17 protein-coding genes are annotated in these 25,704 nt (G+C 73.4%); 13 read left to right on the top strand and 4 right to left on the bottom strand.

Annotation, left to right across the window (positions count from 1 at the left end; translation table 11 throughout):
• Nucleotides 1-250: 250 nt before the first annotated feature.
• The gene (locus tag ABZY13_RS04845; RefSeq protein WP_356627448.1) at nt 251-580 is read right to left on the bottom strand and encodes a WhiB family transcriptional regulator; all 330 of its coding nucleotides are present in this window, start codon (nt 578-580) and stop codon (nt 251-253) included.
• Nucleotides 581-961: 381 nt separating this feature from the next.
• On the opposite strand from ABZY13_RS04845, the gene ABZY13_RS04840 reads away from it, so the two are divergent.
• The 4 genes from ABZY13_RS04840 to ABZY13_RS04825 all read left to right on the top strand — a co-directional run bounded on the left by ABZY13_RS04840 (nt 962) and on the right by ABZY13_RS04825 (nt 5,528).
• A complete protein-coding gene (locus ABZY13_RS04840) occupies nt 962-1,573 on the top strand; it encodes a response regulator transcription factor (RefSeq protein WP_003948568.1) in 612 nt (203 codons plus the stop codon).
• A 460-nt stretch (nt 1,574-2,033) separates the two neighbouring features.
• Nucleotides 2,034-2,624, top strand: a complete 591-nt coding sequence (locus ABZY13_RS04835; protein WP_356627447.1) for a sigma-70 family RNA polymerase sigma factor — start codon at nt 2,034-2,036, stop codon at nt 2,622-2,624.
• Between the two features lie 166 nt (nt 2,625-2,790).
• Nucleotides 2,791-4,299 carry an IMP dehydrogenase gene (gene guaB / locus ABZY13_RS04830; protein ID WP_356627446.1) on the top strand — a complete coding sequence of 503 codons (1,509 nt, stop codon included), beginning with the start codon at nt 2,791-2,793 and terminating at the stop codon, nt 4,297-4,299.
• 104 nt (nt 4,300-4,403) lie between these two features.
• Nucleotides 4,404-5,528 (top strand): GuaB3 family IMP dehydrogenase-related protein, encoded by a 1,125-nt coding sequence (locus ABZY13_RS04825; RefSeq protein ID WP_356627445.1) that lies wholly within the window; start codon nt 4,404-4,406, stop codon nt 5,526-5,528.
• Nucleotides 5,529-5,620: 92 nt separating this feature from the next.
• Here ABZY13_RS04825 and ABZY13_RS04820 read toward each other — a convergent pair whose 3' ends face one another.
• Entirely contained in the window at nt 5,621-6,133 is a 513-nt protein-coding gene (locus ABZY13_RS04820; RefSeq protein WP_356627444.1) for a hypothetical protein, read from the bottom strand.
• 129 nt (nt 6,134-6,262) lie between these two features.
• Complete coding sequence (locus ABZY13_RS04815; protein ID WP_356627443.1) at nt 6,263-7,471, bottom strand: nucleotide sugar dehydrogenase; 1,209 nt, start codon at nt 7,469-7,471, stop codon at nt 6,263-6,265.
• A 231-nt stretch (nt 7,472-7,702) separates the two neighbouring features.
• On the opposite strand from ABZY13_RS04815, the gene ABZY13_RS04810 reads away from it, so the two are divergent.
• The 9 genes from ABZY13_RS04810 (at nt 7,703) to ABZY13_RS04770 (ending at nt 24,624) form a co-directional block, all read left to right on the top strand.
• Nucleotides 7,703-9,409, top strand: coding sequence for a glycerol-3-phosphate dehydrogenase/oxidase (locus tag ABZY13_RS04810; RefSeq protein ID WP_356627442.1), 1,707 nt, complete (start codon nt 7,703-7,705; stop codon nt 9,407-9,409).
• A 168-nt stretch (nt 9,410-9,577) separates the two neighbouring features.
• Nucleotides 9,578-11,584, top strand: a complete 2,007-nt coding sequence (locus tag ABZY13_RS04805) for a serine/threonine-protein kinase (RefSeq protein WP_356627567.1) — start codon at nt 9,578-9,580, stop codon at nt 11,582-11,584.
• Nucleotides 11,585-11,748: 164 nt separating this feature from the next.
• Nucleotides 11,749-14,136: a protein kinase gene (locus ABZY13_RS04800; protein ID WP_356627441.1), complete on the top strand. Its 2,388-nt coding sequence runs from the start codon at nt 11,749-11,751 to the stop codon at nt 14,134-14,136.
• A 190-nt stretch (nt 14,137-14,326) separates the two neighbouring features.
• A complete protein-coding gene (locus ABZY13_RS04795; protein WP_356627566.1) occupies nt 14,327-16,066 on the top strand; it encodes a serine/threonine-protein kinase in 1,740 nt (579 codons plus the stop codon).
• A 105-nt stretch (nt 16,067-16,171) separates the two neighbouring features.
• A complete protein-coding gene (locus ABZY13_RS04790) occupies nt 16,172-17,260 on the top strand; it encodes a serine/threonine-protein kinase (RefSeq protein ID WP_356627440.1) in 1,089 nt (362 codons plus the stop codon).
• A gap of 160 nt (nt 17,261-17,420) precedes the next feature.
• Nucleotides 17,421-19,088 (top strand): serine/threonine-protein kinase, encoded by a 1,668-nt coding sequence (locus tag ABZY13_RS04785; RefSeq protein ID WP_356627439.1) that lies wholly within the window; start codon nt 17,421-17,423, stop codon nt 19,086-19,088.
• Between the two features lie 101 nt (nt 19,089-19,189).
• Complete coding sequence (locus tag ABZY13_RS04780) at nt 19,190-20,974, top strand: serine/threonine-protein kinase (protein WP_356627438.1); 1,785 nt, start codon at nt 19,190-19,192, stop codon at nt 20,972-20,974.
• Nucleotides 20,975-21,090: 116 nt separating this feature from the next.
• On the top strand, nt 21,091-22,734 hold the full coding sequence (locus ABZY13_RS04775; RefSeq protein WP_356627437.1) for a succinic semialdehyde dehydrogenase: 1,644 nt from the start codon (nt 21,091-21,093) through the stop codon (nt 22,732-22,734).
• A gap of 63 nt (nt 22,735-22,797) precedes the next feature.
• Complete coding sequence (locus ABZY13_RS04770) at nt 22,798-24,624, top strand: GMC family oxidoreductase (RefSeq protein ID WP_356627436.1); 1,827 nt, start codon at nt 22,798-22,800, stop codon at nt 24,622-24,624.
• Nucleotides 24,625-25,273: 649 nt separating this feature from the next.
• Here the strand turns inward: ABZY13_RS04770 and ABZY13_RS04765 are convergent.
• On the bottom strand, nt 25,274-25,564 hold the full coding sequence (locus ABZY13_RS04765; RefSeq protein ID WP_356627435.1) for a chorismate mutase: 291 nt from the start codon (nt 25,562-25,564) through the stop codon (nt 25,274-25,276).
• Nucleotides 25,565-25,704 lie beyond the last annotated feature (140 nt).

The raw sequence follows: 25,704 nt of genomic DNA, 5'->3' as shown, positions 1-25,704 counted from the left end.
ATCGGGGCCGTCCTGATCGTGTGTGGTTCACCGTGCGTGGTTTCACCGTGCCCGGTTCAGTGCGTGGTTCGCGTGCGTTCGCGTGCGTGGTCCACCGTCCGTCGTCGGCTGTCCGACGGCGAGGTGGCCCGTCCTGTGCTGCGCGCGGTCGACGTGTTCCGCCGTGCCGGCGTCCGGCGTCGATGCGCAAAGTCGATGCGCAAAGTCGATTCGGGAAGGTGATGCGGGAAGTTGATGCAGAAACGTTCCTTCAGTCGTTCGAGGCGGCTGTTCCCCCGGTGGGCGACGCCGACACCAGACGGTGCCTGGCCCGCCCCATGAGCTCCTCGCGCTCGTCCTCGGTCAGCCCGCCCCAGACGCCGTACGGCTCGCGCACCGCCAGCGCGTGCGCGGCGCACTGCGCGCGGACCGGGCACCTCATGCAGACCTCTTTGGCCGAGTTCTCGCGAGCGCTCCGAGCCGCCCCGCGCTCGCCCTCCGGATGGAAGAAGAGCGAGCTGTCCACCCCGCGGCACGCAGCCAGGAGCTGCCAGTCCCACAGGTCCGCGTTCGGTCCGGGAAGGCGGGAGAAATCTGCCATTGCGTGACCCCTTGCAGCCGTGCTGAGCGGATACGGTGCCCACGACCGTACAACTACGATCTAAGGAGATGAAAATATGACTCATTGCGAATCTAGCCTCAGACACCAGTGGATGGGAAGAAATGGGTCTGAATGGGGCATGGGTTGTGATGAAAGGTTGAGGGTCCGATGCGCGTGTCTGCACCGTGTGCGGCCCCTCACGTAGAGTGCCGAAGACGGTGTACAGCCCCGTAACTCTTTCGAGTGACCGTCGTTGAGAGTGCGGAGGCGGTTGAGAACTCAAACGCTCGGGCAGCCGTCCGAGCCGGTCGACCGCACAGGTGACGATTCCGTACCAGCCTGGAGGCTCAAGGTGACGCGCATCAGCTGCGGAGGGCGGCCATGACTTCCGTCCTCGTCTGCGACGACTCCCCGCTTGCCCGAGAGGCGCTCCGTCGCGCGGTCGCGACCGTGCCCGGCGTCGAGCGTGTGACGACGGCGGCCAACGGCGAGGAAGTCCTCCGCCGCTGGGGCGCCGACCGGTCCGACCTCATCCTGATGGACGTGCGCATGCCCGGACTGGGCGGCGTCGAGACCGTGCGGCGCCTGCTGTCCGCCGACCCCGGCGCCCGCATCATCATGCTCACCGTCGCCGAGGACCTGGACGGCGTGGCCCTTGCGGTGGCCGCCGGCGCCCGCGGCTACCTGCACAAGGACGCCTCGCGCGCCGAGCTGCGCGCCACGGTGACGCAGGCGCTCGCCGACCCGACCTGGCGGCTCGCCCCGCGCCGGCTGCGCTCCGCCGAGATGGGCGCCGCCCCGACGCTCACCGCGCGGGAGATCCAGGTGCTGGAGGGCATGAGCCACGGCCGCTCCAACGCCGAGATCGGCCGTGAGCTGTTCCTCTCCGAGGACACCGTCAAGACCCACGCCCGCCGCCTCTTCAAGAAGCTCGGCGCCTCGGACCGTGCGCACGCGGTGGCGCTCGGCTTCCGGTGGGGCCTGGTGCGCTGAGGGCCGTCGCCCGGATCATGCCGCGGACACGGGGTCCGGTCCGACATTCCCCTCCGCCTTGCGGCTGCACACCGGGTCCCGCTCGCCGGGGCCGGTAGGGAGCCCGGCTCCCGCGGCCCGCTCCGGAAGGGAGCCGAGGCTCCCGCGCCCGTTCCGGACGGAATCGGAGCCCCACGGCCCGCTCCGGACGAACGGCACGGCGCCGGCCGGCCGTAGGACGCGGGCCGCGCCCCAGGTGGGGCGCGGTCTTGGGTGGCCCGTGCCAGGGTCCGTCGGGTACCCGCTGCTCGTTTCGCGGCGGATGCCGCATCCTTGAGGTGTGGAGTTCCTCGGGGACGAGTCGGTCGAGCGGAAGGGGAGGGCGCAGGGGATGAGTTCCGGCGCACCTGCTCATAACGCTTCGGTGCACAACAACGGAGGCGGTGCCGCGGAGCAGTCGGCCGCAGGGCACCATGGGCCGATGCGTGACGACGAGGCGGCGGCCACGGCCCCAGGCCCTTTCGGCGCGCTCGTCCACCGCGCGGTCGACGGAGACGAGCAGGCGACGCACGACCTGCTCGCCCATGTCCATCCCCTGGCGCTGCGCTACTGCCGTACACGCCTGTCCCGGCTCCCCGGCGACGCGCGCCACTTCGTCGAGGACCTCGCCCAGGAGGTCTGCGTCGCCGTCCTCCTCGCCCTGCCGCGCTACCGGGACACCGGGCGCCCCTTCGAGGCGTTCGTCTTCGCGATCGCCGCGCACAAGGTGGCCGACCTCCAGCGGGCGGCGATGCGGCACCCGGGCTCCACGGCGGTGCCCTCGGACGAGATGCCGGAGCGGCCCGACGACTCGCTGGGCCCCGAGGAGCGGGCGCTGCTCAGCAGCGACGCCGAATGGGCCAAGAAACTGCTGGCCAACCTCCCCGAGAACCAGCGCGAGCTGCTGCTGCTGCGCATCGCGGTGGGCCTCACGGCCGAGGAGACGGGCCAGATGTTGGGAATGTCACCCGGGGCCGTGCGGGTTGCACAGCACAGGGCGCTGAGCCGGCTGCGCGCGCTGGCCGAACAGTAGGAAGACGGCGGCGATGCGCCGGGTTCGCCCGGTCCGCCGGACGAACGGACCGAGCCGTCGTACGAACACACGAAGGCGGACGCCGCCCGCGACCGTGGAATGGGACACCTCCGCTTCCCGTTAGCATGGGCGTCCGCACCGAGCAAGGCCATTTGGGGAAGGTGTCATGACTGCCAACGTCGACGGAGTGCCCGACAAATTCGCGACCCTCGGGCTGACCTACGACGACGTGCTGCTGCTGCCGGGCCCGTCGGACATGGCACCCGACGAGATCGACACCGCCTCGTACGTCTCCAAGAACGTGCGGGTGAACATCCCGCTGCTGTCCGCCGCCATGGACAAGGTCACCGAGTCGCGCATGGCGATCGCGATGGCCCGCCAGGGCGGCGTCGGCGTCCTGCACCGCAACCTGTCCATCGAGGACCAGGCCAACCAGGTCGACCTGGTGAAGCGGTCCGAGTCAGGCATGGTCACCGACCCGATCACCATCCACCCCGACGCCACGCTCGCCGAGGCGGACGCGCTGTGCGCCAAGTTCCGCATCAGCGGCGTCCCGGTCACCGACGGCGACAAGAAGCTGCTCGGCATCGTCACCAACCGCGACATGGCCTTCGAGACCGACCGCACCCGCCGGGTGCGCGAGGTCATGACGCCGATGCCGCTGGTCACCGGCAAGGTCGGGATCTCCGGCACGGACGCCGTGGAACTGCTGCGCAAGCACAAGATCGAGAAGCTGCCGCTGGTCGACGACGACGGCGTCCTCAAGGGCCTGATCACGGTCAAGGACTTCGTCAAGGCCGAGAAGTACCCGAACGCCGCCAAGGACGCCGAGGGCCGCCTCATCGTCGGCGCGGCGGTCGGCGTGGCCGGCGACGCCTACGAGCGCGCCCAGGCACTGATCGAGGCCGGCGTCGACTTCATCGTCGTGGACACCGCGCACGGCCACTCCCGGCTGGTCGGCGACATGGTCGCCAAGATCAAGTCCAACTCCGCCGGCGTCGACGTCATCGGCGGCAACGTCGCCACCCGCGACGGCGCCCAGGCCCTGGTCGACGCGGGCGCGGACGGCATCAAGGTGGGCGTGGGCCCCGGCTCGATCTGCACGACCCGCGTGGTCGCCGGCGTCGGCGTCCCCCAGGTCACCGCCATCTACGAGGCCGCCCTCGCCGCCCGCGCGGCCGGCGTCCCGGTGATCGGCGACGGTGGTCTGCAGTACTCCGGCGACATCGCCAAGGCCCTCGTCGCGGGCGCCGACACGGTGATGCTCGGCTCCCTGCTCGCGGGCTGCGAGGAGTCGCCGGGCGAGCTGATGTTCATCAACGGCAAGCAGTTCAAGTCGTACCGCGGCATGGGCTCGCTCGGGGCCATGCAGTCCCGCGGCGACCGCAAGTCGTTCTCCAAGGACCGCTACTTCCAGGAGGGCGTCGCCTCCGACGAGCAGCTCGTCCCCGAGGGCATCGAGGGCCAGGTGCCCTACCGCGGCCCGCTCTCCTCGGTCGTCCATCAGCTGGTCGGCGGTCTGCGCCAGTCGATGTTCTACGTCGGCGGCCGGACCGTGCCGGAGCTGCAGGCGAACGGGCGGTTCGTGCGGATCACCTCCGCGGGCCTGAAGGAGAGCCACCCGCACGACATCCAGATGACCGTAGAGGCGCCGAACTACAGCCGTCACAAGTAACCCGCGCGCGTCGTCAGGGCGGTCCCGGAGGCTCCGGGGCCGCCCTCGCCGTGCCCGTCGGGGATACTGGAAGGCGCTGAAACGCAACAGGAAAGGCCACAGACGTGACTGAGATCGAGATCGGGCGCGGCAAGCGCGGCCGCCGGGCGTACGCCTTCGACGACATCGCCGTCGTCCCCAGCCGCCGTACGCGGGACCCGAAGGAGGTCTCGATCGCCTGGCAGATCGACGCCTACCGATTCGAGCTGCCCTTCCTGGCCGCTCCCATGGACTCGGTCGTCTCCCCGGCCACCGCGATCCGCATCGGCGAGCTGGGCGGCCTCGGCGTCCTGAACCTCGAGGGCCTGTGGACGCGCTACGAGGACCCGCAGCCGCTCCTGGACGAGATCGCCGAGCTGCCCGCCGAGGCCGCCACCCGCCGTCTCCAGGAGGTCTACGCGGCCCCGATCAAGGAAGAGCTGATCGGGCAGCGGCTCAAGGAGGTGCGCGACGCGGGCGTGGTCACCGCCGCCGCGCTCTCCCCGCAGCGCACCGCGCAGTTCTCCAAGGCCGTGGTGGACGCGGGCGTGGACATCTTCGTCATCCGCGGCACCACCGTCTCGGCGGAGCACGTCTCGTCCTCGCACGAGCCGCTGAACCTGAAGCAGTTCATCTACGAGCTGGACGTCCCGGTGATCGTCGGCGGCTGCGCCACCTACACCGCCGCCCTGCACCTGATGCGCACCGGCGCGGCCGGCGTCCTGGTCGGCTTCGGCGGCGGCGCGGCGCACACCACGCGCAATGTGCTCGGCATCCAGGTCCCGATGGCGACGGCGGTGGCGGACGTGGCTGCGGCCCGCCGGGACTACATGGACGAGTCGGGCGGCCGGTACGTGCACGTCATCGCGGACGGCGGGGTCGGCTGGTCCGGCGACCTGCCCAAGGCGATCGCCTGCGGCGCCGACGCGGTGATGATGGGCTCCCCGCTGGCCCGCGGCACCGACGCGCCGGGCCGGGGCCACCACTGGGGCATGGAGGCCGTCAACGAGGAGCTGCCGCGCGGCAAGAAGGTCGACCTCGGCACGGTCGGCACGATCGAGGAGATCCTCACCGGCCCGTCGCACACCCCGGACGGCTCGATGAACTTCTTCGGCGCCCTGCGCCGCGCCATGGCCACCACGGGCTACAGCGAGCTGAAGGAGTTCCAGCGCGTCGAGGTGACGGTGGCGGACTCGGTGCACCGGCGCTGACCCCGGAGCACCCGGGAAGCACCCAGGACATGCGCAAGGCCCTCGTTCCCGGCCCGGGGAACGAGGGCCTTGCGCATGCCGGCGCGCGCTGGTTACGCGGCGGCCTTCTTGGCGCCGGAGAACGCGGCGACCGCGCCGATGGCGAAGAACAGGAAGGACATCGCGTCCGCGGACTCCTTCCAGGCCTCGGTCAGGATGTCGAAGTGCTCGGTGAACATGGTCGTCGCGGAGACGCCCGCCAGGTCGCCGGCGATCATCGAGATGCCGATGAGCTGGCCCAGGTAGACGGCGCCGAGCGACAGCAGGGCGCTCACCACGGGCAGCACCGGGTTGGCCCCGCCGACCTTGCCGGCTCCGAAGCCGACGAGGAAGCCGACGCCGACCGCCGCGTAGCCGATCTCGTACTCGGTGGCGCCGACGATGGCGCCGTAGATCCCGGCCGTGACCAGGGCGACCACGACGGCGGTGACCACGCCGAGGGCGACGTTGCCGCGGGCGGGCGGGGCCGGCGGCAGCTGGCCGAACGGGTTGCCGTCGGCGGGCTGGGCCTGCTGCTGGGCGAACGGGTTGCCGTCGGTGGGCTGCGGCGGTATTGGCTGGGTCATGACAGGGTTCCCCCGAGAAATGGTGAACGAGCGGTGGTGCGCGCACGGTGTGTGCGCGAAGACGCCGAACAGTAGCAGGCGCCTCCGACAGGCGTGCCAGTCCAATTCCGGGGCACCGCGCGCGGCGGGTCACAGGCGGTGGGCGGCGCCCGTCGGGGTCGCGCCCCGGGTGTCCAGGAGCAGCTGCGCCTTCACGGACAGGCCCTGGAGGTCGTAGGTGCGGTGCTGCTGCAGAAGGATCGTCAGATCGGCGTCGGCCGCGGCCTCGTAGAGGGAGTCGGCGCGCGGGACCGGGCGGTCCAGGACGCTCCAGGACGGGATGTAGGGGTCGTGGTAGCTGACGGCCGCGCCCAGTTCCATCAGGCGGACGGCGATCTCCTGGGCGGGAGTGCCCTGCTGGTCGGCCAGGTCGGGCTTGTAGGTGACGCCGAGGAGCAGCACGCGCGCGCCGCGGGCCGACTTGCCGTGCTCGTTGAGCAGCGCCGCCGCGCGCTGGACGACGTAGCGGGGCATCTGCTCGTTGACCTGCCGGGCCAGTTCCACCATGCGCAGTCCGCGGCCCGCGCGGCCGGTGAGGTCCTGCGGGAGGGAGTGGCCGCCGACGCCGGGGCCGGGGCGGAAGGCCTGGAAGCCGAACGGCTTGGTCTCCGCGCAGCGGATGACGTCCCACAGGTCGACCCCCAGGTCGGCGCAGAGGACGGCCATCTCGTTGACGAGGGCGATGTTGACGTGCCGGTAGTTGGTCTCCAGCAGCTGCACGGTCTCCGCCTCCCGCGGTCCACGCGCGCGTACCACCTTGTCGGTGAGCCGGCCGTAGAAGGCGGCGGCCGACTCGGTGCAGGCGGGGGTGAGGCCGCCGATGACCTTGGGCGTGTTGGCCGGGGTGAAGTCGCGGTTGCCCGGGTCCACCCGGCTGGGGGAGTAGGCGAGGTGGAAGTCGCGGCCCGCGCGGAGGCCGGAGCCCTTCTCCAGCAGGGGGCGCAGGAACTCCTCGGTGGTGCCCGGGTACACCGGCGACTCCAGGATGACCGTGGTGTGCGGGCGCAGCCGGGCGGCCAGGGTGCGGGCGGCGGTCTCCACCTGGCCGAGGTCCAGCCCGCCGGTGGGGGTGCGGGGCGTCGGTGCGCAGATCACGGCGGTGCGCACCCGGCCGAGGTCGGCGGGGCCGGCGGCGTGCCGGAAGCCGCCCGAGACCATCCGGCGCAGTTCGGCGGGGCTGAGCGACCCGGGCTCGGGGCCGGTCTTGAAGCCGACGGTGGGGATGCCGGCGGCGACGGCGGCCTGGGCCAGCGGCAGGCCGAGCGGGCCGAGTCCGATGACGGCGAGATCTGCGGGCATGGCGTGGGCCGTCCTTCCCAGTAACCGAAGCGGGACAGGTGCGCAAGCCCTGTGGACAGTTCGGGCGAGCGCAATGTCAGACTAGGAGTAAATATGACCGATATGCGGGATTGATGGCGCGCGTTTCCGTGGAGTTGTCCACAGGCTGGGGGTGCGTGGTGGCCGAAGTCGGGCAACCCGGTGAGAATCTGGGCATGGGGATACGGGCCGGGCGATGAGCGGGAGGCAGCTGTGAGGACAGGGACACTGGGACCGGAGCAGCGCGCCGAGTCGCTGGCGGCGATGGCCGAGCGGGAGCTGGACGTCCTGGTCGTGGGCGGCGGCGTGGTCGGCGCCGGCACCGCCCTCGACGCCGTGACCCGCGGGCTGTCCACCGGCCTGGTCGAGGCGCGCGACTGGGCGTCGGGCACGTCGAGCAGGTCCAGCAAGCTCGTCCACGGCGGTCTGCGGTATCTGGAGATGCTCGACTTCGCGCTGGTGCGCGAGGCGTTGAAGGAGCGCGGGCTGCTGCTGGAGCGCCTCGCCCCGCACCTGGTGAAGCCGGTGCCGTTCCTGTACCCGTTGCAGCACAAGGGCTGGGAGCGCCTGTACGCCGGGTCGGGCGTCGCCCTCTACGACGCCATGTCGATGGCCCGCGGCCACGGCCGGGGCCTGCCCGTGCACCGGCACCTGAGCCGCCGTCACGCCCTGCGCGTCGCCCCCTGCTTGAAGAAGGACGCCCTGGTCGGCGCACTCCAGTACTACGACGCCCAGATGGACGACGCCCGCTTCGTGGCCACCCTGGTCCGCACGGCCGCCTCCTACGGCGCCCACGCTGCCAACCGCGCGCGGGTGACCGGGTTCCTGCGCGAGGGCGAACGCGTCGTCGGAGCGCGGGTGCAGGACGTCGAGGGCGGCGGGGAGTACGAGATCCACGCCAAGCAGATCGTCAACGCCACCGGCGTGTGGACCGACGACACCCAGGCGATGGTGGGCGAGCGGGGGCAGTTCCACGTCCGGGCGTCCAAGGGCATCCACCTCGTCGTCCCCAAGGACCGCATCCACTCCGGCACCGGACTGATCCTGCGCACCGAGAAGTCCGTGCTCTTCGTCATCCCCTGGGGCCGGCACTGGATCATCGGCACCACCGACACCGACTGGGACCTCGACAAGGCGCACCCGGCCGCGTCCAGCGCCGACATCGACTACCTGCTGGAGCACGTCAACTCCGTGCTCGCGGTGCCGCTCACCCGCGACGACGTGGAGGGCGTCTACGCGGGGCTGCGCCCGCTGCTGGCCGGCGAGTCCGACGCCACCAGCAAGCTCTCGCGCGAGCACACCGTCGCCCACCCGGTGCCGGGGCTGGTCGTGGTGGCGGGCGGCAAGTACACGACGTACCGGGTGATGGCCAAGGACGCGGTGGACGAGGCGGTGCACGGGCTCGACCTGCGCGTCGCCGAGTGCGTCACCGAGGACGTGCCGCTGCTCGGCGCCGAGGGCTACCGGGCGCTGTGGAACGCCCGCGCGCGCATCGCCGCCCGCACCGGGCTGCACGTGGTGCGGGTCGAGCATCTGCTCAACCGCTACGGCTCGATGGCCGAGGAGGTCCTCGAACTCGTCGCCGCCGACTCCTCGCTCGGCGAACCGCTGACGGGCGCCGAGGACTATCTGCGCGCCGAAGTCGTCTACGCCGCCTCGCACGAGGGCGCGCGCCACCTCGACGACGTGCTGACCCGGCGCACCCGCATCTCCATCGAGACCTTCGACCGCGGCACCCGCTGCGCCCGCGAGGCCGCGGAGCTGATGGCGCCCGTCCTCGGCTGGGACGAGGACCAGATCGAGCGCGAGATCCGCCACTACGACAAGCGCGTCGAGGCCGAACGGGAGTCGCAGCGCCAGCCGGACGACCTCACGGCGGACGCGGCCCGCCTGGGGGCGCCGGACATCGTGCCGTTGTAACGGGCGGGGAACGCCGAGGGCACGGGTCGGACCACGGGGGAGTCTTTGACGGCCTTTGTCCGCCATGTCGGTCGACGTCGGCGCCGGACGAGGGCACCCTGGGCGTCGGGCACTTGTCGGGTGAGGGACAATGGAGCCTCTGTCAGGGCGGGTTGCATGAGGGGACGCATGTCGGAGGCGGAGCGGGCGGGGACATCCCGTCAGGACACTCGTCAGGACAACAACGAGCGTCTCCTCGCCGGGCGGTACCGGCTGGGAGCGGTGCTGGGCCGCGGTGGCATGGGCACGGTGTGGCGCGCCGAGGACGAAACCCTCGGCCGGACCGTCGCCGTCAAGGAACTGCGCTTTCCGGCCAACATCGACGAGGAGGAGAAGCGACGGCTCATCACCCGGACCCTGCGCGAGGCCAAGGCCATCGCCCGGATCCGGAACACCAGCGCCGTCACCGTCTTCGACGTGGTCGACGAGGACGACCGGCCGTGGATCGTCATGGAGCTGGTCGAGGGCAAGTCGCTCGCCGAGGTCATCCGCGAGGACGGCCTGCTGGAGCCCAGGCGCGCCGCCGAGGTCGGCCTCGCCGTCCTCGACGTGCTGCGCTCGGCGCACCGCGAGGGCATCCTGCACCGCGACGTGAAGCCGTCGAACGTGCTCATCGCCGACGACGGCCGGGTCGTGCTCACCGACTTCGGCATCGCCCAGGTCGAGGGCGACCCCTCCATCACCTCCACCGGCATGCTCGTCGGCGCCCCCTCGTACATCTCCCCGGAGCGCGCCCGCGGCCACAAGCCCGGCCCCGCGGCCGACCTGTGGTCGCTCGGCGGACTGCTCTACGCGGCCGTCGAGGGCTCCCCGCCGTACGACAAGGGCTCCGCCATCGCCACGCTGACCGCGGTGATGACCGAGCCGCTGGAGGAGCCGAGGAACGCCGGCCCGCTGCGGGACGTCATCTACGGCCTGCTCAACAAGGACCCCGACAAGCGGCTCGACGACGCGGGCGCGCGGGCGCTGCTCAAGGCCGTGATCCAGGCGCCCGACCCGAAGACCGCCCAGCCCGCCGACGCCACCCGCGTCGTCCCGCTGCCTCCGCTGCCGGACGGACCCGCGCGCGGCGGGGGCGCGGCGGGCGGCAAGCGCGGCGACGAGGCGGCCGAACGGCTGCGCGGGGCGCTGCGCTCCGTGCGCAAGGCCGCCGTCGCCGCGGGGGGCGCCGCCGGAGCCAAGTCCGCGAGCGACACGCCCGCCGCCTCCGCGTCCCCGGCCACGGGGGACCCGGCCGTCACGTCGGCCACCGCCCTGGCGTCCGACCCGGGCGCCGGAGCGAACGGCGCCTCGGGCGGCCGGAGTTCCGGCTGGCCCGTGATGACGCCGCCCGACCTGCCCCCGCGGCCCGCGCCCCGCGCGCCGATCACCGACGTCGTCTCCCGGCGCACGCTCGTCGTCATCGCGGTCGTGGTGCTGCTCGCCGTCCTCAGCGTGGTGCTGACCGCCACGCTCGGCGACGACGAAGGCTCCGGCGGCTCCGCCGGCCCCAGCGGCAGGCCCGCCGCCAGTGCGAGCGCCGGCACCCGCTCCGACGACGGCGGCGCCCGCGCGGACGGCGACGCCACCCATTCCAGCACGACGCGGCCCGCCCCGTCCGGCACCGGCGCGGGCGGCGGCCCGGCCGGCGACGAGGACGACGACGCGCGGGGTTCAGACGACGGCTCCGACGACTCGGCCGGCTCCGGCAAGCAGGGCGGCACCACCGCCGTCACCACCCACCGGGGCGCCCAGGGCTACTCCATCGGCCTGCCCAAGGGCTGGAAGTACGGCACCTCCGACGCGGCCGGCGACCGCTTCACCGGCCCCGGCGGACAGAAGCTGCTCATCGCCTGGACCTCCACGCCCAAGGACGACCCCGTCGCGGACTGGAAGAACCAGGAACGCTTCATGACGCGCTCCCAGTACGACCGGATCCGGATAGAAGCCGTCGACTACAAGGGCTGGAACACCGCCGACTGGGAGTTCACCTACGTCGACGGCGGGACCGAATACCGGACGATCGACCGCGGCTTCGTGGTGAACGACCGTCAGGGCTACGCGCTGATGTACACGGCGAAGGCCGCCGAGTGGGGCGGCGAGCTGCGCAGGAGCACCTGGCGCACGCTGACGAAGACGTTCCGGCCGAAGGCCTGACCGACGTCGGCGGGCGGATTCCGCACCGGATCGGGACGTGAGATGTCGCATCCCGTCCGTGCGAGTTGCCTCCGGCACGTATCGTGAGTGCTTGCGAACCGTCAGCAGCGGGAACGCGATGCCAGACGAACGGACTTGACCACCGGGCGGCCGGGGGAGGCAACGTGGACGACTACGCGGGCCGGGTACTCGCCGACCGCTACCGCCTGCCGCTGCCCCCGTCCGACGAGTACGAACTCACCGAGACCCGGGCCTTCGACACCTACAGCGGCCAGGAAGTCCTGGTCAGGCAGGTGCCGTTGCCGGAGGTCCTGGAAGCGGAGGTACTCGACGCGGAAGGGCTGCCCGCCGGTTTCACGGCGCGCGACCGGGGCGCGGCGGGCCGTGCGCCGGGCGGGCGCGGGCCGGCCGATCCGGCGGTGCGGCGCGCGGTGGAGGCGGCCCAGGCCGCGGCGCGCGTCCCCGACCACCCCAGGCTCGACCAGGTCTTCGACGTGTTCGCCGAGGGCGGCTCCCTGTGGGTCGTCAGCGAGCTGGTGGCCGCTCGCCCGCTGGCCGCCCTCCTCGCCGAGCAGCCGCTGACGCCGTACCGGGCGGCCGAGGTGGCCTCCGACGTCCTCACCGCCCTGCGGGTGCTGCACGCGCACGGCTGGGTCCACCGCAACATCACCGCCCGCACCGTCCTCGTCTGCGACGACGGCCGGGTCGTGCTGACCGGCCTCGCGGTCGGGGCGGCGGAGGAGGCGCTGTGCGGCTACGACCCGGTGCCCGAGGGCATGCGCCTGCCGGTGCCGGGCGAGGACACGGGCGCCGTCCTGGGGCCGCCGGACGCCGGTGACCCGGAGGCCGCCCGGCGGGCCGCCATCGAGGCGCGGGCGGCCGGTGCGCTGCCGTCGGCGCCCGGCACGGCCCTGCCGCCCGGCGCGGGCGGACCACCCGCCCCGCGCGGCGGACAGGAGACCGGCGGGGACATCAGGGCAGCGCGGGCCGGCGCCATCGCGGCCTACCGCGCCGGGGCACGCGCGGCGGCCCGCGTCCACGAGGCCCAGCAGAACGGCCGGGCCACCCTGCCCGGCGCCCGCCCCGCCCCCGAACCGCGCGACGAGAACACGCCCCCCGGACAGATAGCCGACCCCTACGGCGTCGACGGCAGGCCCCGGCCGGGCGGCGTCCCGCGCACCCCTGCGGGCAGCACGGGCCCCGAGGCGCTGACCCCCGCCCACGGCGGCGTGCCCGCACAGCAGGGCCGCGGCGCCCCCTCGGGCTGGGACGAGCCCTCCGTCGGCGCGCCCGTCGCCCGGCGCGGGCCGGGCACCGCCCTCGCCGCGGAGCGGGCCCGGCAGGCGCGGATGGCCGTGGTCGGGCCGGTCACCGAGCGCTGGGCGCCCGAGCAGGCCGGTCCGGTGCACGAGAACTGGCAGCTGGCCCCGCCCATCGGCCCCGCCACCGACCTGTGGGCGCTCGGCGCGCTGCTCTTCCGCGCCGTCCAGGGACACGCGCCCTACCCGGAGGAGTCCACGGCCGAGCTGGTGCAGATGGTGTGCGCCGAGCCGCCCGCGTACGCCGAGGAATGCGGTCCGCTGCGGCCGGTCGTGGAGTCGCTGCTGCGCCAGGACCCCACCGAACGGCTCGACTTCGAGGAACTGCGCGGCTGGCTGCGCTCCCTGGTCCGCTCCGCGCCCGAGCCGGAGGCGGGGGTGCACGTCGTGCCCGCGCCGCCGGTCGACGCGCGCCGGCTGCCGATCGTGCGCCGCCGGGGCGAGCTGGTGCGCAGGCGGCGCGCCGGTCTGCCCGCGACCCACGGACGGCACAAGCGGGGCCGGGAGAGGACGCGTTCACCGCGCAGCCTCGGCCGCACCCTGCTGGTGCTGGTCATGCTCGGGCTGGCCGGCGCCATCGCGTACGCCATGATGTTCATGCCCAAGGACGACGACCGCGCCGTCGTCGAGGGCTCCGACCGCACCGGCGTCGCCGGACAGGTCAGCGAGGCCCCCGCCCCCTCCCCGGAGGCGAGCAGCGAGCCCCGCCCCGACCAGACCACCCCCGGCGACCCCGGCACGTCCACCGGCGACGCCGAGACGCAGACCGGCGGTCCCGAGCTCGGCGACGGCTTCACCCTGCGCACCGACCCGGAGGGCTTCCGCGTCGCCGTCGCCCAGGGCTTCGAGCGCGCCCCGAAGAACGGCAGCGGCCAGGTCGTCTACCGCAAGGGCGACTTCGAGCTGCTCGTCGTACCCGGACGGGACGCCGCCGACGAGTACGGCAGCGACCCGATGGCGTACCAGCGGGAGAGCGAGCCGGAGCTGCGGCCGTACCGCGAGTCCAGCTGGGCCACCTCCTCCGGCCTGAAGACCATTCAGGTGGGCGGGCGCACCATGGCCGAGGGACAGTTCACCTGGAGCGACGAGGCCGGCCGGGACCTGTTCGTGCGCAACCTCGCGATGCTGATCGACGGGCGCTACCACGTCCTGCAGATCCGCGGACCCGAAGCCGAACGGGACGAGGTGACACGGCTCTACGACCAGGCGGCGGCCACCTACCGGGCCGGCTGACCGGGGTTCGCGGCGCGCGGGTTCCGGGGGCCGGCCGACCGGGGTGCGGGCCGGCGGCGCCCGGCTCCCGTCCGTCACGGAAGACGGCAACCGTCACAGTGGTGTCTCCGTGCCGCCCGCGCGGTTCCCCGTGTGCGGGTCCGTCCCTACGCTGAGCCTGTCAAGAACACTGCGGGGGAACGTGAATCAGATGCAGGGGCCGCTCCTGGGGGGCCGCTACCGGCTCACCGACGCCATCGGCAGCGGCGGCATGGGCCGGGTGTGGCGCGCCCACGACGAGGTGGTGCACCGGGCGGTGGCCATCAAGGAACTCACGGCCGCGCTCTACGTCCCGGACAACGAGCGGTCCGTCCTCATGGCGCGAACCCGGGCCGAGGCGCGGGCGGCGGCGCGGATCAACCACTCCGCCGTCGTCACCGTGCACGACGTGCTGGAGCACGACGGCCGGCCCTGGATCGTGATGGAACTGGTCGAGGGCCGCTCGCTCGCCGACGCGATCAAGGCCGACGGGCGGATCGCGCCCGCCGAGGCCGCCCGGATCGGCCTGTGGGTGCTGCGCGCCCTGTGCGCCGCGCACGCCGCCGGAGTGCTGCACCGCGACGTCAAGCCCGGCAACGTCCTGCTCGCCCACGACGGCCGGGTCCTGCTCACCGACTTCGGCATCGCGCAGATCGAGGGCGACAGCACCATCACCCGCACCGGAGAGGTCGTCGGCTCCGTCGACTACCTCGCGCCCGAACGCGTCCGAGGCCACGACCCCGGCCCGGCGTCCGACCTGTGGTCGCTCGGCGCGACGCTGTACGCGGCGGTGGAGGGCAGCTCACCGTTCCGCCGCACCTCCGTGCTCGCCACCATGCAGGCCGTCGTGGAGGACTCCCCGGCCGAGCCGCGGTACGCCGGCCCGCTCACGCCCGTCATCGGCGCGCTGCTGCGCAAGGAGCCCGCGGCCCGGCCCGACGCGGCCGAGACCGAACGGCTGCTGGCCGAGACGGCCGAGGGCCGGACCCCGCGGGCGGCGCAAGGGCCGACGCAGGCGTCGACGCACGGGGCGGCGCAGGGATTCGCGCCGACCGCGCCGCACGCCGCCCCGCCGCCGCCCGAGCACGGCACCCTCGCCCACCCCGCCCCGCACGTCCCGCCGTCGTACCCCCAGCCGCACTACCTCCAGCCCCAGCACCCCCAGCCCCAGCACCCCCCGGCGCCGTCGCCCGGTCGTCGGCGCATGCGCAACGCCGCCCTCGTCGTCGTGCTCGCGGCGCTCATCGGCGGCGGCGTCGCGGTGGGCCTGCACCAGTGGGACGGCGACCGCGACGCCCGCTCCGGCGCCTCCTCCTCCCCGGACCCCGGGCCGACGCGGACGACGGACCCGCGCACGACGGAGCCGACCCCCGAACCGAGCCCCAGCCCGGAGACGTCCGGGACGCAGGAGTCCGGAACCGGCGGGTCCGGGCCCGAGGGCTGGATCGGCGTCGACGACCCGGCGGGTTTCGGTCTCTCCCTGCCGGACGCGAGCTGGCAGCGGTCGGTGTACGGCGTCGAGGGCGACCTCACCCAGATCGACTACACGCCCGACGACGGCGTCCACCTCCTGCGCATCGGCATCGACAAGTCCCCCGACTTCGCCCACCCGAAGGACCATCAGCTCGACCTCGAACAGCAGCTCCAGGGACTGGAGGACTATCGGCGCGTGGAGCTGAGGGAGACCGTCTACCGGGACAGGCCGAGCGCCCGTTGGGAGTACACCTGGACCGCGCGGGCGTCCGACGACACCGCCATCCACCCGGGACCGCGCCGGGCGATCGAGGAGATGTACATCGCGCGCGACGGCACCGAGTACGCCATCTACATGTCCGGCCCCGCAGGGGACTGGGACACCACCCGGCAGCGGTTCGACGCGGTGCTGCGCAGCTGGCGGACCCAGACGGGCTGAGCGGGCGTACGTCTGAGCGAAGGACCGGGCCGTTCAGGGGCTGTTGTCGGCCAGCCTGCGTACGCGTCTCGGAAGGGTCGGCTCCGGCTGGTGCATGATGGGCGCATGGCGACCGAGAGAGCAGGTGGGAGGCTCATCGCGGGGCGTTACCGGCTCGAGGAACTGCTCGGGAGCGGAGGGATGGGCGTCGTGTGGTCGGCGACCGACCAACTGCTCGGCCGGCGGGTCGCCGTCAAGGAGATCCCGCAGGACGACTCCCTCTCGCTCCCTGCCGACGAGGCGCGGGCCCGGCGCGACCGCACCCTGCGCGAGGCCCGCGCGGTCGCCCAGCTGCGGCACCCGCACATCATCGTCGTCCACGACGTCGTGGAGGACGACGAACACCCGTACATGGTCATGGAGCTGATCGACGGCCCGTCGCTGGCCGAGCGGATCGCCGACCACGGCCCCGTCGACCCCCACGAGGCCGCCCGCATCGGCATCGCCCTGCTCGGCGCGCTGCGCTCCGCCCACGAGGCCGGGGTGCTGCACCGGGATCTCAAACCCGCCAACGTCCTCATCGAGTCCGGCACCGGCCGGGTCGTCCTCACCGACTTCGGCGTGGCCCATGTCGAGGGCGCCAGCACGCTCACCGAGGCCGGTTCCTTCGTCGGGTCGGCCGAGTACACCGCGCCCGAGCGGATGGCCGGGGGCGGCACCGGCCCGGCGTCCGACCTGTGGTCGCTCGGCGTGCTGCTGTGCACGGCGGTGAGCGGCCGGTCCCCGTTCCAGCGGGACACGCTCAGCGGGGTGCTGCTCGCGGTGGTCTCCGCGGACATCCGGTTCCCGGCGCAGGCCGAGCCGCTGCTGCCGGTCGTACGGGGACTGCTGGAGCGCGACCCGGAGCGGCGACTGGACGCGGTGCGGGCGGAGCGGCTGCTGCGCGACTTCCGCGAGACCGGCCGCACCACGCCGACGCCGCCGACCGAGTCGTCCCGCAGGGCCCGGCGCGCGGCGCGGGAACGGCTGGCGCTCGCCCTGCTGGTCGCCGCGCTGGCCGGGGCCGGGATGTCGGCGGCGCTGCTGCTGATGAGCGGCGAGGGCGACGACGGAGGCCGCACGCCCACGACCCCGGCGCCCCGCACGTCCCTGACCACCCCGGGGACGCCGTCCGTGCACGCGCCGGGAGGGACGTCGGCGCCCGCGCCGCGCTGAGGGCCGTACGACGGGCACCGGGCAGCCGGTGCGGCCGTACGGAGCACGACCGGCCGCAATGCGTGTGAACGGGAGATATGCCGCGTACTGAGTCACGGCTCTGTGACTGCCCGCCGCCCGCCCTGGAAGCGGGGGCTTCCGGCGCGATATGACAGGGAGCATGAGCAACAACGGGGGAGCCCGCCACGGGGCCGACGAGCCGACGAGTTTCGCACTGCAACCGCCGAACCCGCACGCGGTCGGCGTTCCGCACCCGGGCAACCCGTACGCCGCGCCCACCCAGGTCGTCGCGCCCCGGCCGGCTCCGCAGCCTCTCCGGGACCCCGGCGCCGGACGGCTCATCGGCGGCCGTTACCGGCTGCTGGCCAAGCTCGGGCACGGCGGCATGGGCACGGTGTGGCGGGCCAAGGACGAGACGGTGGACCGCGAGGTCGCGGTCAAGGAGCCGCGAGTCCCCGACCATCTTCCCGAACGCGAACGCGCCAACGCCTTCGAGCGCATGCGCCGCGAAGCGCGTGCCGCGGCCCGGCTCGACCACCCGGCGGTCGTGAACGTGCACGACGTGGCCATCGAGGACGGCCGGCCGTGGATCGTGATGGAACTCGTGCAGGGCCGCTCCCTCGGCGACGCCCTCCAGGAGGGCACGCTCGGCGCGCGCGAGGCCGCCCGCATCGGCCTGGAGGTGCTCGGCGCGCTGGAGGCCGCGCACGCGGCGGGCATCCTGCACCGCGACGTCAAGCCGGACAACGTGCTGCTCGGCCGGCACGACCGGGTCGTTCTGACCGACTTCGGCATCGCGCAGATCGAGGGCGAGACCAACCTCACCGACACCGGTGGCTTCGTCGGCTCGCCCGAGTACATCGCGCCGGAGCGGGTGCTGGGCCAGCGTCCCGGCCCGGCGTCCGACCTGTGGTCGCTCGGCGTCGTCCTGTACGCGGCGACCGAGGGCGTCTCGCCGTTCCGCCGCAGCAACACCCCGGCCACCCTCCAGTCCGTCCTGAACGCCACCCCCGCCCCGCCCGCCGCCGCGCAGGGGCCGCTCGCCGAAGCCATCAACGGCCTGCTCCGCAAGGACCCGGCGACCCGCCCGAACGCCGCCCAGGTGCGCGCGCTGCTCGAAGCCGCCGCCAACCCGCCGGCGCCCGTCCCCACGCACTTCGTGACGGCCGCCGCGCCGGAGAGCGGGCGGCGCGCCGGACGGGCCGGCCGGCAGCTGTGGCTCGGCTTCGGCGCGGGAGCCGTGGCCGCCGCGCTGGTGGCGTACCTCGTGGCCGCGAACCCGTTCGCGGGCCCGCCGCCCGTGCTGCCCGCCGACTGGAGGACGCACGACGTCAAGGACCTCGGCGCGACGCTCGCCGTGCCCGAGGGCTATGTGGAGCAGCGGCCGGACGACGCGGCAGGCGACGAGCACTGGGTGACGTACGCGGACGTCAGCGGCACCGTCTGGATCGGGCTGAACCTGGACAAGAAGGCCGAGGACGCCATCGGCGACATCGCGGCCACGGCGGCGGCCGAGATGTACGAGGACGACGAGGACTTCCGGGAGAACGGGGACTACGACCTCGGGATGGGCGAGGACGCGAAGACCAACCCGGACGACAAGGCCACCTACGACGGCCGCAAGGCCGCGAAGAACACCGTCGTCTACCGGACCACCGACAGCCAGAACCCACGCCCTCGCGAGGTCCAGATCTTCTACTACAAGTCCGCCGCGACCGGGGACATGTACAAGCTGACCATCAGCTACCCGGGCAAGGGCGACTTCGACGAGCGCGGGCGCGAGGTGGCGAAGGCGGCGATCGCCAACTTCGAGGTGCACAAGCCCTGACGCGGGCCGTCCCGAAGTCGGCGTGCGGATCCGTCCGTCGGTGTCCGATCGCCGGTCCGTCCGCGTCGACAAGGTGGCGGCCGGCGGGGTAGGCATGGGGCATGAGTGACGGCGGCGAACACCAGCGCGACGCACCGGTGACCGGCGGGCGGCTGGTCGGCGGACGCTACCGGCTGATCGAGCGCATCGGCTCCGGCGGAATGGGCACCGTGTGGCGGGCCCACGACGAACTGGTCGACCGCGAAGTCGCCGTCAAGCAGCCCCGGTTGGCGGGAGACCCGGAGGGCGACGGCCACCGCAGGGCCGCCCACCGGCTCTACCGCGAGGCCCGCGCCGCCGCCCGCGTCGACCACCCCTGCGCCGTCTCCATCCACGACGTCGTCGTCGAGGGCGAGGGCCGGGAGGCGGTGGACGGGGGACTGCCCTGGATCGTGATGGAACTGGTCCGCGGCGAGTCCCTGCACGAGGTCCTCGCGCGCGGGCCGCTGCCCGCCCCCGAGGCCGCCCGCATCGGCCTCGCCGTCCTCGGCGCGCTGCGCGCCGCACACGCCGTCGGCATCGTGCACCGCGACGTCAAGCCCGCCAACGTCCTCCTCGGCCCGCACGGCCGCGTGGTCCTCACCGACTTCGGCATCGCCCACGTCCAGGGCGAGGAGTCCCTCACCGTCAGCGGGGAGTTCGTCGGCTCGCTGGAATTCGTCGCACCCGAGCGGATGTCCGGCCGGGGCATCGCCGGACCGGCCTGCGACCTGTGGTCCCTCGGCGTGCTGCTGTACGCCGCGGTGGAGGGCGGGTCCCCGTTCCGCCGTACGACACCGGAGGCGACGCTCGCCGCGATCCTCGCCGCCGATCCGCCCGAGCCGAAGCAGGCCGGCCCGCTGGGCCCGCTGCTCGTGCGGCTGCTGGCGAAGGACCCGGAGGCGAGGCCCGGCCCGGAGGAGACCGCCGAGGTGCTGTCGGCGGTCGCGCGGGGCCGGCCGGAGGCGCCCGGGCGCGAGGTGACGGTGGCGCAGGACGCGGAGGGGTTGGGCGGCTTCGCGGACGACGCGGGGACGGTGGCGCTCGGCGGAGGGCGGCGAGAAGGCGGCGCAAGCGCGCCGGTCACGGTTCCGGGCGTTGCGGAGGACCCCGATCCGGCTCCGAGCCCCGATCCGGCCCCGAGCCCCGCCCTCGCCCCCGAGCCGTCCCGGCCGCCGCGCCGCCGCATCCCGCTCGTGCTGCTCGGGGTGCTCCTGGTCGGCGGGGCGTGGTTCGCCGCCTCCTCCTTCACGGGGACGGAGGGAGGCGAGGGCGACGCACGGGCCGCCGCTCCGTCCACGGCCCTCTCCCCGTCCTCGTCCCCATCCCCCTCCGTGTCTGCGTCCCGCACCCCGCCCGCCACGGCGGGTACCTGGACGAAGCACCACCAGCCGGAGATGGACGCCGCCCTCTCGGTCCCCGCCTCCTACGAGGAGTTCGCCCGGCAGGGCAGCGCGCGGTACCAGCCGCGGATCGTGATCTACGAGGAGGACGGCGTCGCCGTACGCCTCACCCAGTGGGACAGGGCGCCCCGCTCCCCGATGGGCCAGGCGAAGGAGGCGCACGCCGACTGGGACCTGGCCGAGGGCGACGCGCGCACGCGGTACAGCCCCACCAGCCTCCGGGGGTACGAGGCCGTGCTCGCCGACACCACGTACAGCGCCGACGGCGTCCGGACCCGGGTCATGCAGTTGATGATCCTCACCGGGGACAGCCGCCTGTACGAACTGCGCGTCGACATGCCCGAGGGCACCCCGGACGAGGAGCGCGGCACCGCGCTGTTCAGGGGCGTCCGCGACCGGCTGGAAATCGGCGGGGACGTCCGCGGAAACCGCGGTGCGAACCGACGTACGGCTGGCGACCGCTGAGCAACACCCTGATCAGCGGGTTTGCCGCCAGTGATCACTGGCGGATTGTGAGTACCCGGTGAATGGCTGTTACCGACGGGTACACAAACGTTCCGCCCGGGCATACCCTGCGCCTCATGACGGACGCGCAGGCCCTGGAGCAGGCCACGGAAGAGACCCGCACGGCCACCACCACCGGCACCAACCCCCTCGCCCCCGCCCCGGCGGGGGTCCGCACCGCCGCGGACGTGGTCACCCCCGAGCTGGTCGCCCGGCTCACCAAGGGCGTGACCGGGTCGGGCCGGACCGCCAACCACACGCCGTTCACCGGCGAGAAGCTGGCCGACCTGCCCGAGTCCACGCCCGAGGACGTGGCGGCGGCCTTCGACCGGGCCCGGGCCGCCCAGGCGGTGTGGGAACGCACGCCCGTCCGGCAGCGGGCCGCCGTCCTGCTGCGCTTCCACGACCTGGTGCTGGAGCGTCAGGCCGAGGTGCTCGACCTGATCCAGCTGGAGACCGGCAAGGCCCGGCTGCACGCCCACGAGGAGGTGCAGGCCGTCGCCGTCGCCGCCCGCCACTACGGCCGCAAGGCGCCCGCCTATCTGCGCCCCAGGCGGCGCACCGGGGCCGTGCCGATGCTCACGAAGGTCACCGAGCTGCGCCACCCGCGCGGGGTCGTGGGGCAGATCGTCCCCTGGAACTACCCGCTGGAGCTGTCCGTCGGCGACGCGCTGCCCGCCCTGGTCGCGGGCAACGCGGTGGTGATGAAACCCGACACCGAGTCCTGCCTGACCGCGCTGTGGGCCCGTGACCTGCTGATCGAGGCCGGTCTGCCCGCCGACGTCCTCCAGGCCGTGATCGGCCTCGGTCCCGTCGTCGGTCCCGAGGTCGTCAAACGCGGCGACTACGTCTCCTTCACCGGCTCCACCCGCACCGGCCGCGAGGTCGCCCAGGTCGCCGCCGACCGGCTGGTGGGCGTATCGCTCGAACTCGGCGGCAAGAACGCCATGCTGGTCCTCGCGGACGCCGACATCGAGAAGGCGGCGGCCGGGGCCGTGCGGGCCTGTTTCTCCTCCGCCGGGCAGCTGTGCATCTCCGTCGAGCGGCTGTACGTGCACGAGTCCGTCGCCGACGCGTTCCTGGAGCGCTTCGTGGCCCGCACCCGCGCCATGCGGCTGGGCAGCGCCCTCGCCTACGGAGCGGACATGGGTTCCCTGGTGAGCGGGCAGCAGCTGGACACCGTACGGCGACACGTGGACGAGGCCGTCGCCAAGGGCGCGCGGATCCTGGCCGGCGGCGTCGCCCGCCCGGACATCGGCCCGTACTTCTACGAGCCGACCGTCCTCGACGGGGTCACGGACGCGATGGCGGTCTGCACGGAGGAGACCTTCGGCCCAGTCGTCTGCGTCCACCGGTTCAGGACCGAGGACGAGGCCGTCGAACTCGCCAACTCCACGCCGTACGGCCTCAACTCCTCCGTCTGGACGAAGGACGGCCGGCGCGGACGCGCGGTCGCCGCCCGGCTGCGCACCGGCACCGTGAACGTCAACGAGGGCTACGCGTCCGCGTACGGCAGCGTCCAGGCCCCGATGGGCGGCATGAAGGACTCCGGCCTCGGCCGCCGCCACGGCTCCGAGGGCATCCTCAAGTACACCGAGTCCCAGACCGTCGCCCAGCAGCGGCTGCTGCCGATGGCGCCGTCACTGGGCATGGACGACGAGCAGTACGCGGCGTTCATGAGCCGCAGCCTGCGCCTGATGAAGGCGTTCCGCCTCCGCTGACCGCCACCCGCCCGCGCTGATCCCGAGCCGCCGTCACCGCCCCGCTTTCGACGAGGAGAGCACGTGTCCCAGGAGAACTCCGTCCGCAGACCGGACAACGACGCGGACTACGACTACGACGTGATCGTCGTGGGTTCCGGCTTCGGCGGCTCGGTGACCGCCCTGCGCCTCACGGAGAAGGGCTACCGGGTCGGCGTCCTGGAGGCCGGCCGCCGCTTCACCCGCGAGACCCTCCCCAGGAACTCCTGGGACCTGAAGAACTACCTGTGGGCCCCGCGCCTGGGCATGTACGGCATCCAGCGCATCCATCTGCTGGGCAACGTCATGGTCCTGGCCGGCGCCGGGGTCGGCGGCGGCTCCCTCAACTACGCCAACACCCTCTACGTACCGCCGAAGCCGTTCTTCGAGGACCCGCAGTGGCGGGACATCACCGACTGGCAGGACGAGCTGTCGCCGTACTACGACCAGGCCCGGCGCATGCTCGGCGTGCGGCTCAACCCCACCATGACGCCGTCCGACGTCCACCTGAAGGCCGCCGCCGAGCGGATGGGCGTCGGCGACACCTTCCACATGGCGCCGGTCGGCGTGTTCTTCGGCGACGGCAAGGACGCCGACGGGTCGGTGCGCGCCAAGCCCGGCGAGAAGGTCCCGGACCCGTACTTCGGCGGAGCCGGCCCGGAGCGCACCGCCTGCGCCGAGTGCGGCGAGTGCATGACGGGCTGCCGGCGCGGGGGCAAGAACACCCTCAACGAGAACTATCTCCACCTCGCCGAGAAGGCGGGCGCGGTCGTGCACCCCATGACCACGGTCGTGGCGCTCACCGACGACTCGCGCGGCGGCTACGCCGTCACCACCGTCCCCACCGACCAGCGCGCCAAGGGCGCCGGACGCCGCCGCGGACAGGTCCTGCGGGCCCGCCAGGTGGTCCTCGCCGCCGGCACCTACGGCACCCAGACCCTGCTGCACCGGATGAAGGCGACCGGCCGGCTGCCGTACGTCTCCGACCGCCTCGGCATGCTGACCCGCACCAACTCCGAGGCGCTCGTCGGCGCCCAGACCACCGACCGGCGCTACCGCAAGGTCAGCGGCGGGTCCGGGCCCGACTTCACCCGCGGCGTCGCCATCACGTCGTCGATCCACCCCGACGCCGACACCCACATCGAGCCCGTCCGCTACGGCAGGGGCTCCAACTCCATGGGCAGCCTGACCATCCTCCAGGTGCCGTACGCCGAGAGCTCCTCCCGCGTCCTCGGCTTCCTGCGCCACGCCGCCCGGCACCCGCTGCTGGTGCTGCGCTCCCTGTCCAACCGCCGCTGGTCGGAGCGGACCATCATCGGCCTGGTGATGCAGTCGCTGGACAACTCCCTGACGACGTATCTGAAGCCCGGCGGCGTGGGCAAGGGCCTGCTCACCGCCCGCCAGGGCCACGGCGCGCCGAACCCCAAGCAGATCAGGGCCGCCACGGAGGCGGCGTCCGCGATCGCCGCGGAGATCAACGGCTTCGCCGGCAGCAACGTCGGGGAGCTGATGGGCACCCCGCTCACCGCCCACTTCCTCGGCGGCTGCCCGATCGGCGCCTCCCGCGAGACCGGCGTCATCGACCCCTACCACCGGCTCTACGGCCACCCCGGCATCTGCGTCGTGGACGGCTCCGCGGTCTCCGCCAACCTGGGCGTCAACCCGTCCCTGACGATCACCGCGCAGGCCGAGCGCGCGATGTCGTTCTGGCCGAACAAGGGGGAGCCCGATCCGCGTCCGCGCCAGGGCGAGGCGTACGAGCGTCTCCGTCCGGTCGAGCCCAAGGCGCCGGCGGTCCCGGCGGACGCCTTCGGCGCGTTGCGGCTGCCGTTTCTGGGGACTCCGGCGGTGCCGCCGAAGCGGGAGCGATGAGGTCCGGACGACTGGATCCGACGACGGAACGACGGGAACGACCGAAACGACGGGATCCGACGACGGAACGACGGGATCCGATGAGGGGATGACGACGGAATGCGGAAGAGGGACCTGCGCCCCCCTCCGAGCGCAGGTCCCTCTTCACGGCTGTGCGGCCTTTACGGCTGTGCGGCCTGGGTACAGCAGGTTTGATCCACCGCGGGTGTGAATGGTTGTCCTGATCCCTCTGGAATTCCTGTGTGACGTGGGTCACTTGTTCCGGAGGGTGCCGGTGCACGACGAAGGGCTCCGCGGGGGAGCGCGGAGCCCTGGCCGTTCTCGCTGTTCCTCGCCGTGCGCCGCTTTCGCCGGCCGGCCCCGGGCGTCCCCGGAGCCGGCCGGTCTCTCCCGATGACCGGGCAGCTGTCCCCTGCCGTCCGGTCATCTCCTGGAGCGAGGTCCCACGACGCACGGGGCGATCCGCACGTCTCATCGCTCCAGCGAGCCACGCGTGGTTCTGCGGCACCGGGACCAACGAAGCGTCTCGCTGGGCAGTCACGCGCCGCAGGAGTGAGTCGGGGTGCGTACGTTTGAGGCGAGGCGCATTCCTGGGGGCGGGGCGCGAGTTCCCGGGCGTGGCGCGTGTTCCGGGGAGGGGCGTGCGCCGTCAGATCCTGCCGCGGCACAGTTCGAGGAGCGTCATGGCGAGGGCCGTGCCCGGCCTGCCCAGGGCCTCGCTGTAGTGGCCGAGGACCTCCATTTCGCGGGAGAGGTTCACGCGGCGGCCCCCGGAGGTGATCCGGGCCTGCTGGATGACGGCCGAGACGGCCATCCGTTCCTGGATCAGTCCGATGATCCGGTCGTCCAGCGCGTCGATGCGCTCCCGCGCGCCACTGATCACGTCGGCGGCCTCGGGGGTGCGTGCGCCGGTCTTCTCCGCCGCGGTGGTGAGGGTCATGTCGGGACTCCTGATTCCTGGGAGCGGCGTCCCGGAACGACGCGACCCGGGAAACGACAGACGCCCCGGGCCTTGTCGGCCCGGGGCGCCTGGGATGTCGCTTGTCAGTTGCTCAAGCAGCACGACCATGGCAGCCGGCG

The sequence above is a fragment of the Streptomyces sp. NPDC006610 genome, from assembly GCF_040611575.1.
Lineage (GTDB): Bacteria > Actinomycetota > Actinomycetes > Streptomycetales > Streptomycetaceae > Streptomyces.
Note: the sequence above shows the minus strand (reverse complement) of the source record. Positions and strands in the feature narration are given on the sequence as shown.

Excerpts from the sequence above, each read along its gene's own strand:
- ABZY13_RS04845 (WP_356627448.1), bottom strand. The coding sequence starts at position 580 with ATGGCAGATTTCTCCCGCCTTCCCGGACCGAACGCGGACCTGTGGGAC.
- ABZY13_RS04840 (WP_003948568.1), top strand. The coding sequence starts at position 962 with ATGACTTCCGTCCTCGTCTGCGACGACTCCCCGCTTGCCCGAGAGGCG.
- ABZY13_RS04835 (WP_356627447.1), top strand. The coding sequence starts at position 2,034 with ATGCGTGACGACGAGGCGGCGGCCACGGCCCCAGGCCCTTTCGGCGCG.
- guaB (WP_356627446.1), top strand. The coding sequence starts at position 2,791 with ATGACTGCCAACGTCGACGGAGTGCCCGACAAATTCGCGACCCTCGGG.
- ABZY13_RS04820 (WP_356627444.1), bottom strand. The coding sequence starts at position 6,133 with ATGACCCAGCCAATACCGCCGCAGCCCACCGACGGCAACCCGTTCGCC.
- ABZY13_RS04815 (WP_356627443.1), bottom strand. The coding sequence starts at position 7,471 with ATGCCCGCAGATCTCGCCGTCATCGGACTCGGCCCGCTCGGCCTGCCG.
- ABZY13_RS04805 (WP_356627567.1), top strand. The coding sequence starts at position 9,578 with ATGTCGGAGGCGGAGCGGGCGGGGACATCCCGTCAGGACACTCGTCAG.
- ABZY13_RS04795 (WP_356627566.1), top strand. The coding sequence starts at position 14,327 with ATGCAGGGGCCGCTCCTGGGGGGCCGCTACCGGCTCACCGACGCCATC.
- ABZY13_RS04790 (WP_356627440.1), top strand. The coding sequence starts at position 16,172 with ATGGCGACCGAGAGAGCAGGTGGGAGGCTCATCGCGGGGCGTTACCGG.
- ABZY13_RS04785 (WP_356627439.1), top strand. The coding sequence starts at position 17,421 with ATGAGCAACAACGGGGGAGCCCGCCACGGGGCCGACGAGCCGACGAGT.
- ABZY13_RS04780 (WP_356627438.1), top strand. The coding sequence starts at position 19,190 with ATGAGTGACGGCGGCGAACACCAGCGCGACGCACCGGTGACCGGCGGG.
- ABZY13_RS04775 (WP_356627437.1), top strand. The coding sequence starts at position 21,091 with ATGACGGACGCGCAGGCCCTGGAGCAGGCCACGGAAGAGACCCGCACG.
- ABZY13_RS04765 (WP_356627435.1), bottom strand. The coding sequence starts at position 25,564 with ATGACCCTCACCACCGCGGCGGAGAAGACCGGCGCACGCACCCCCGAG.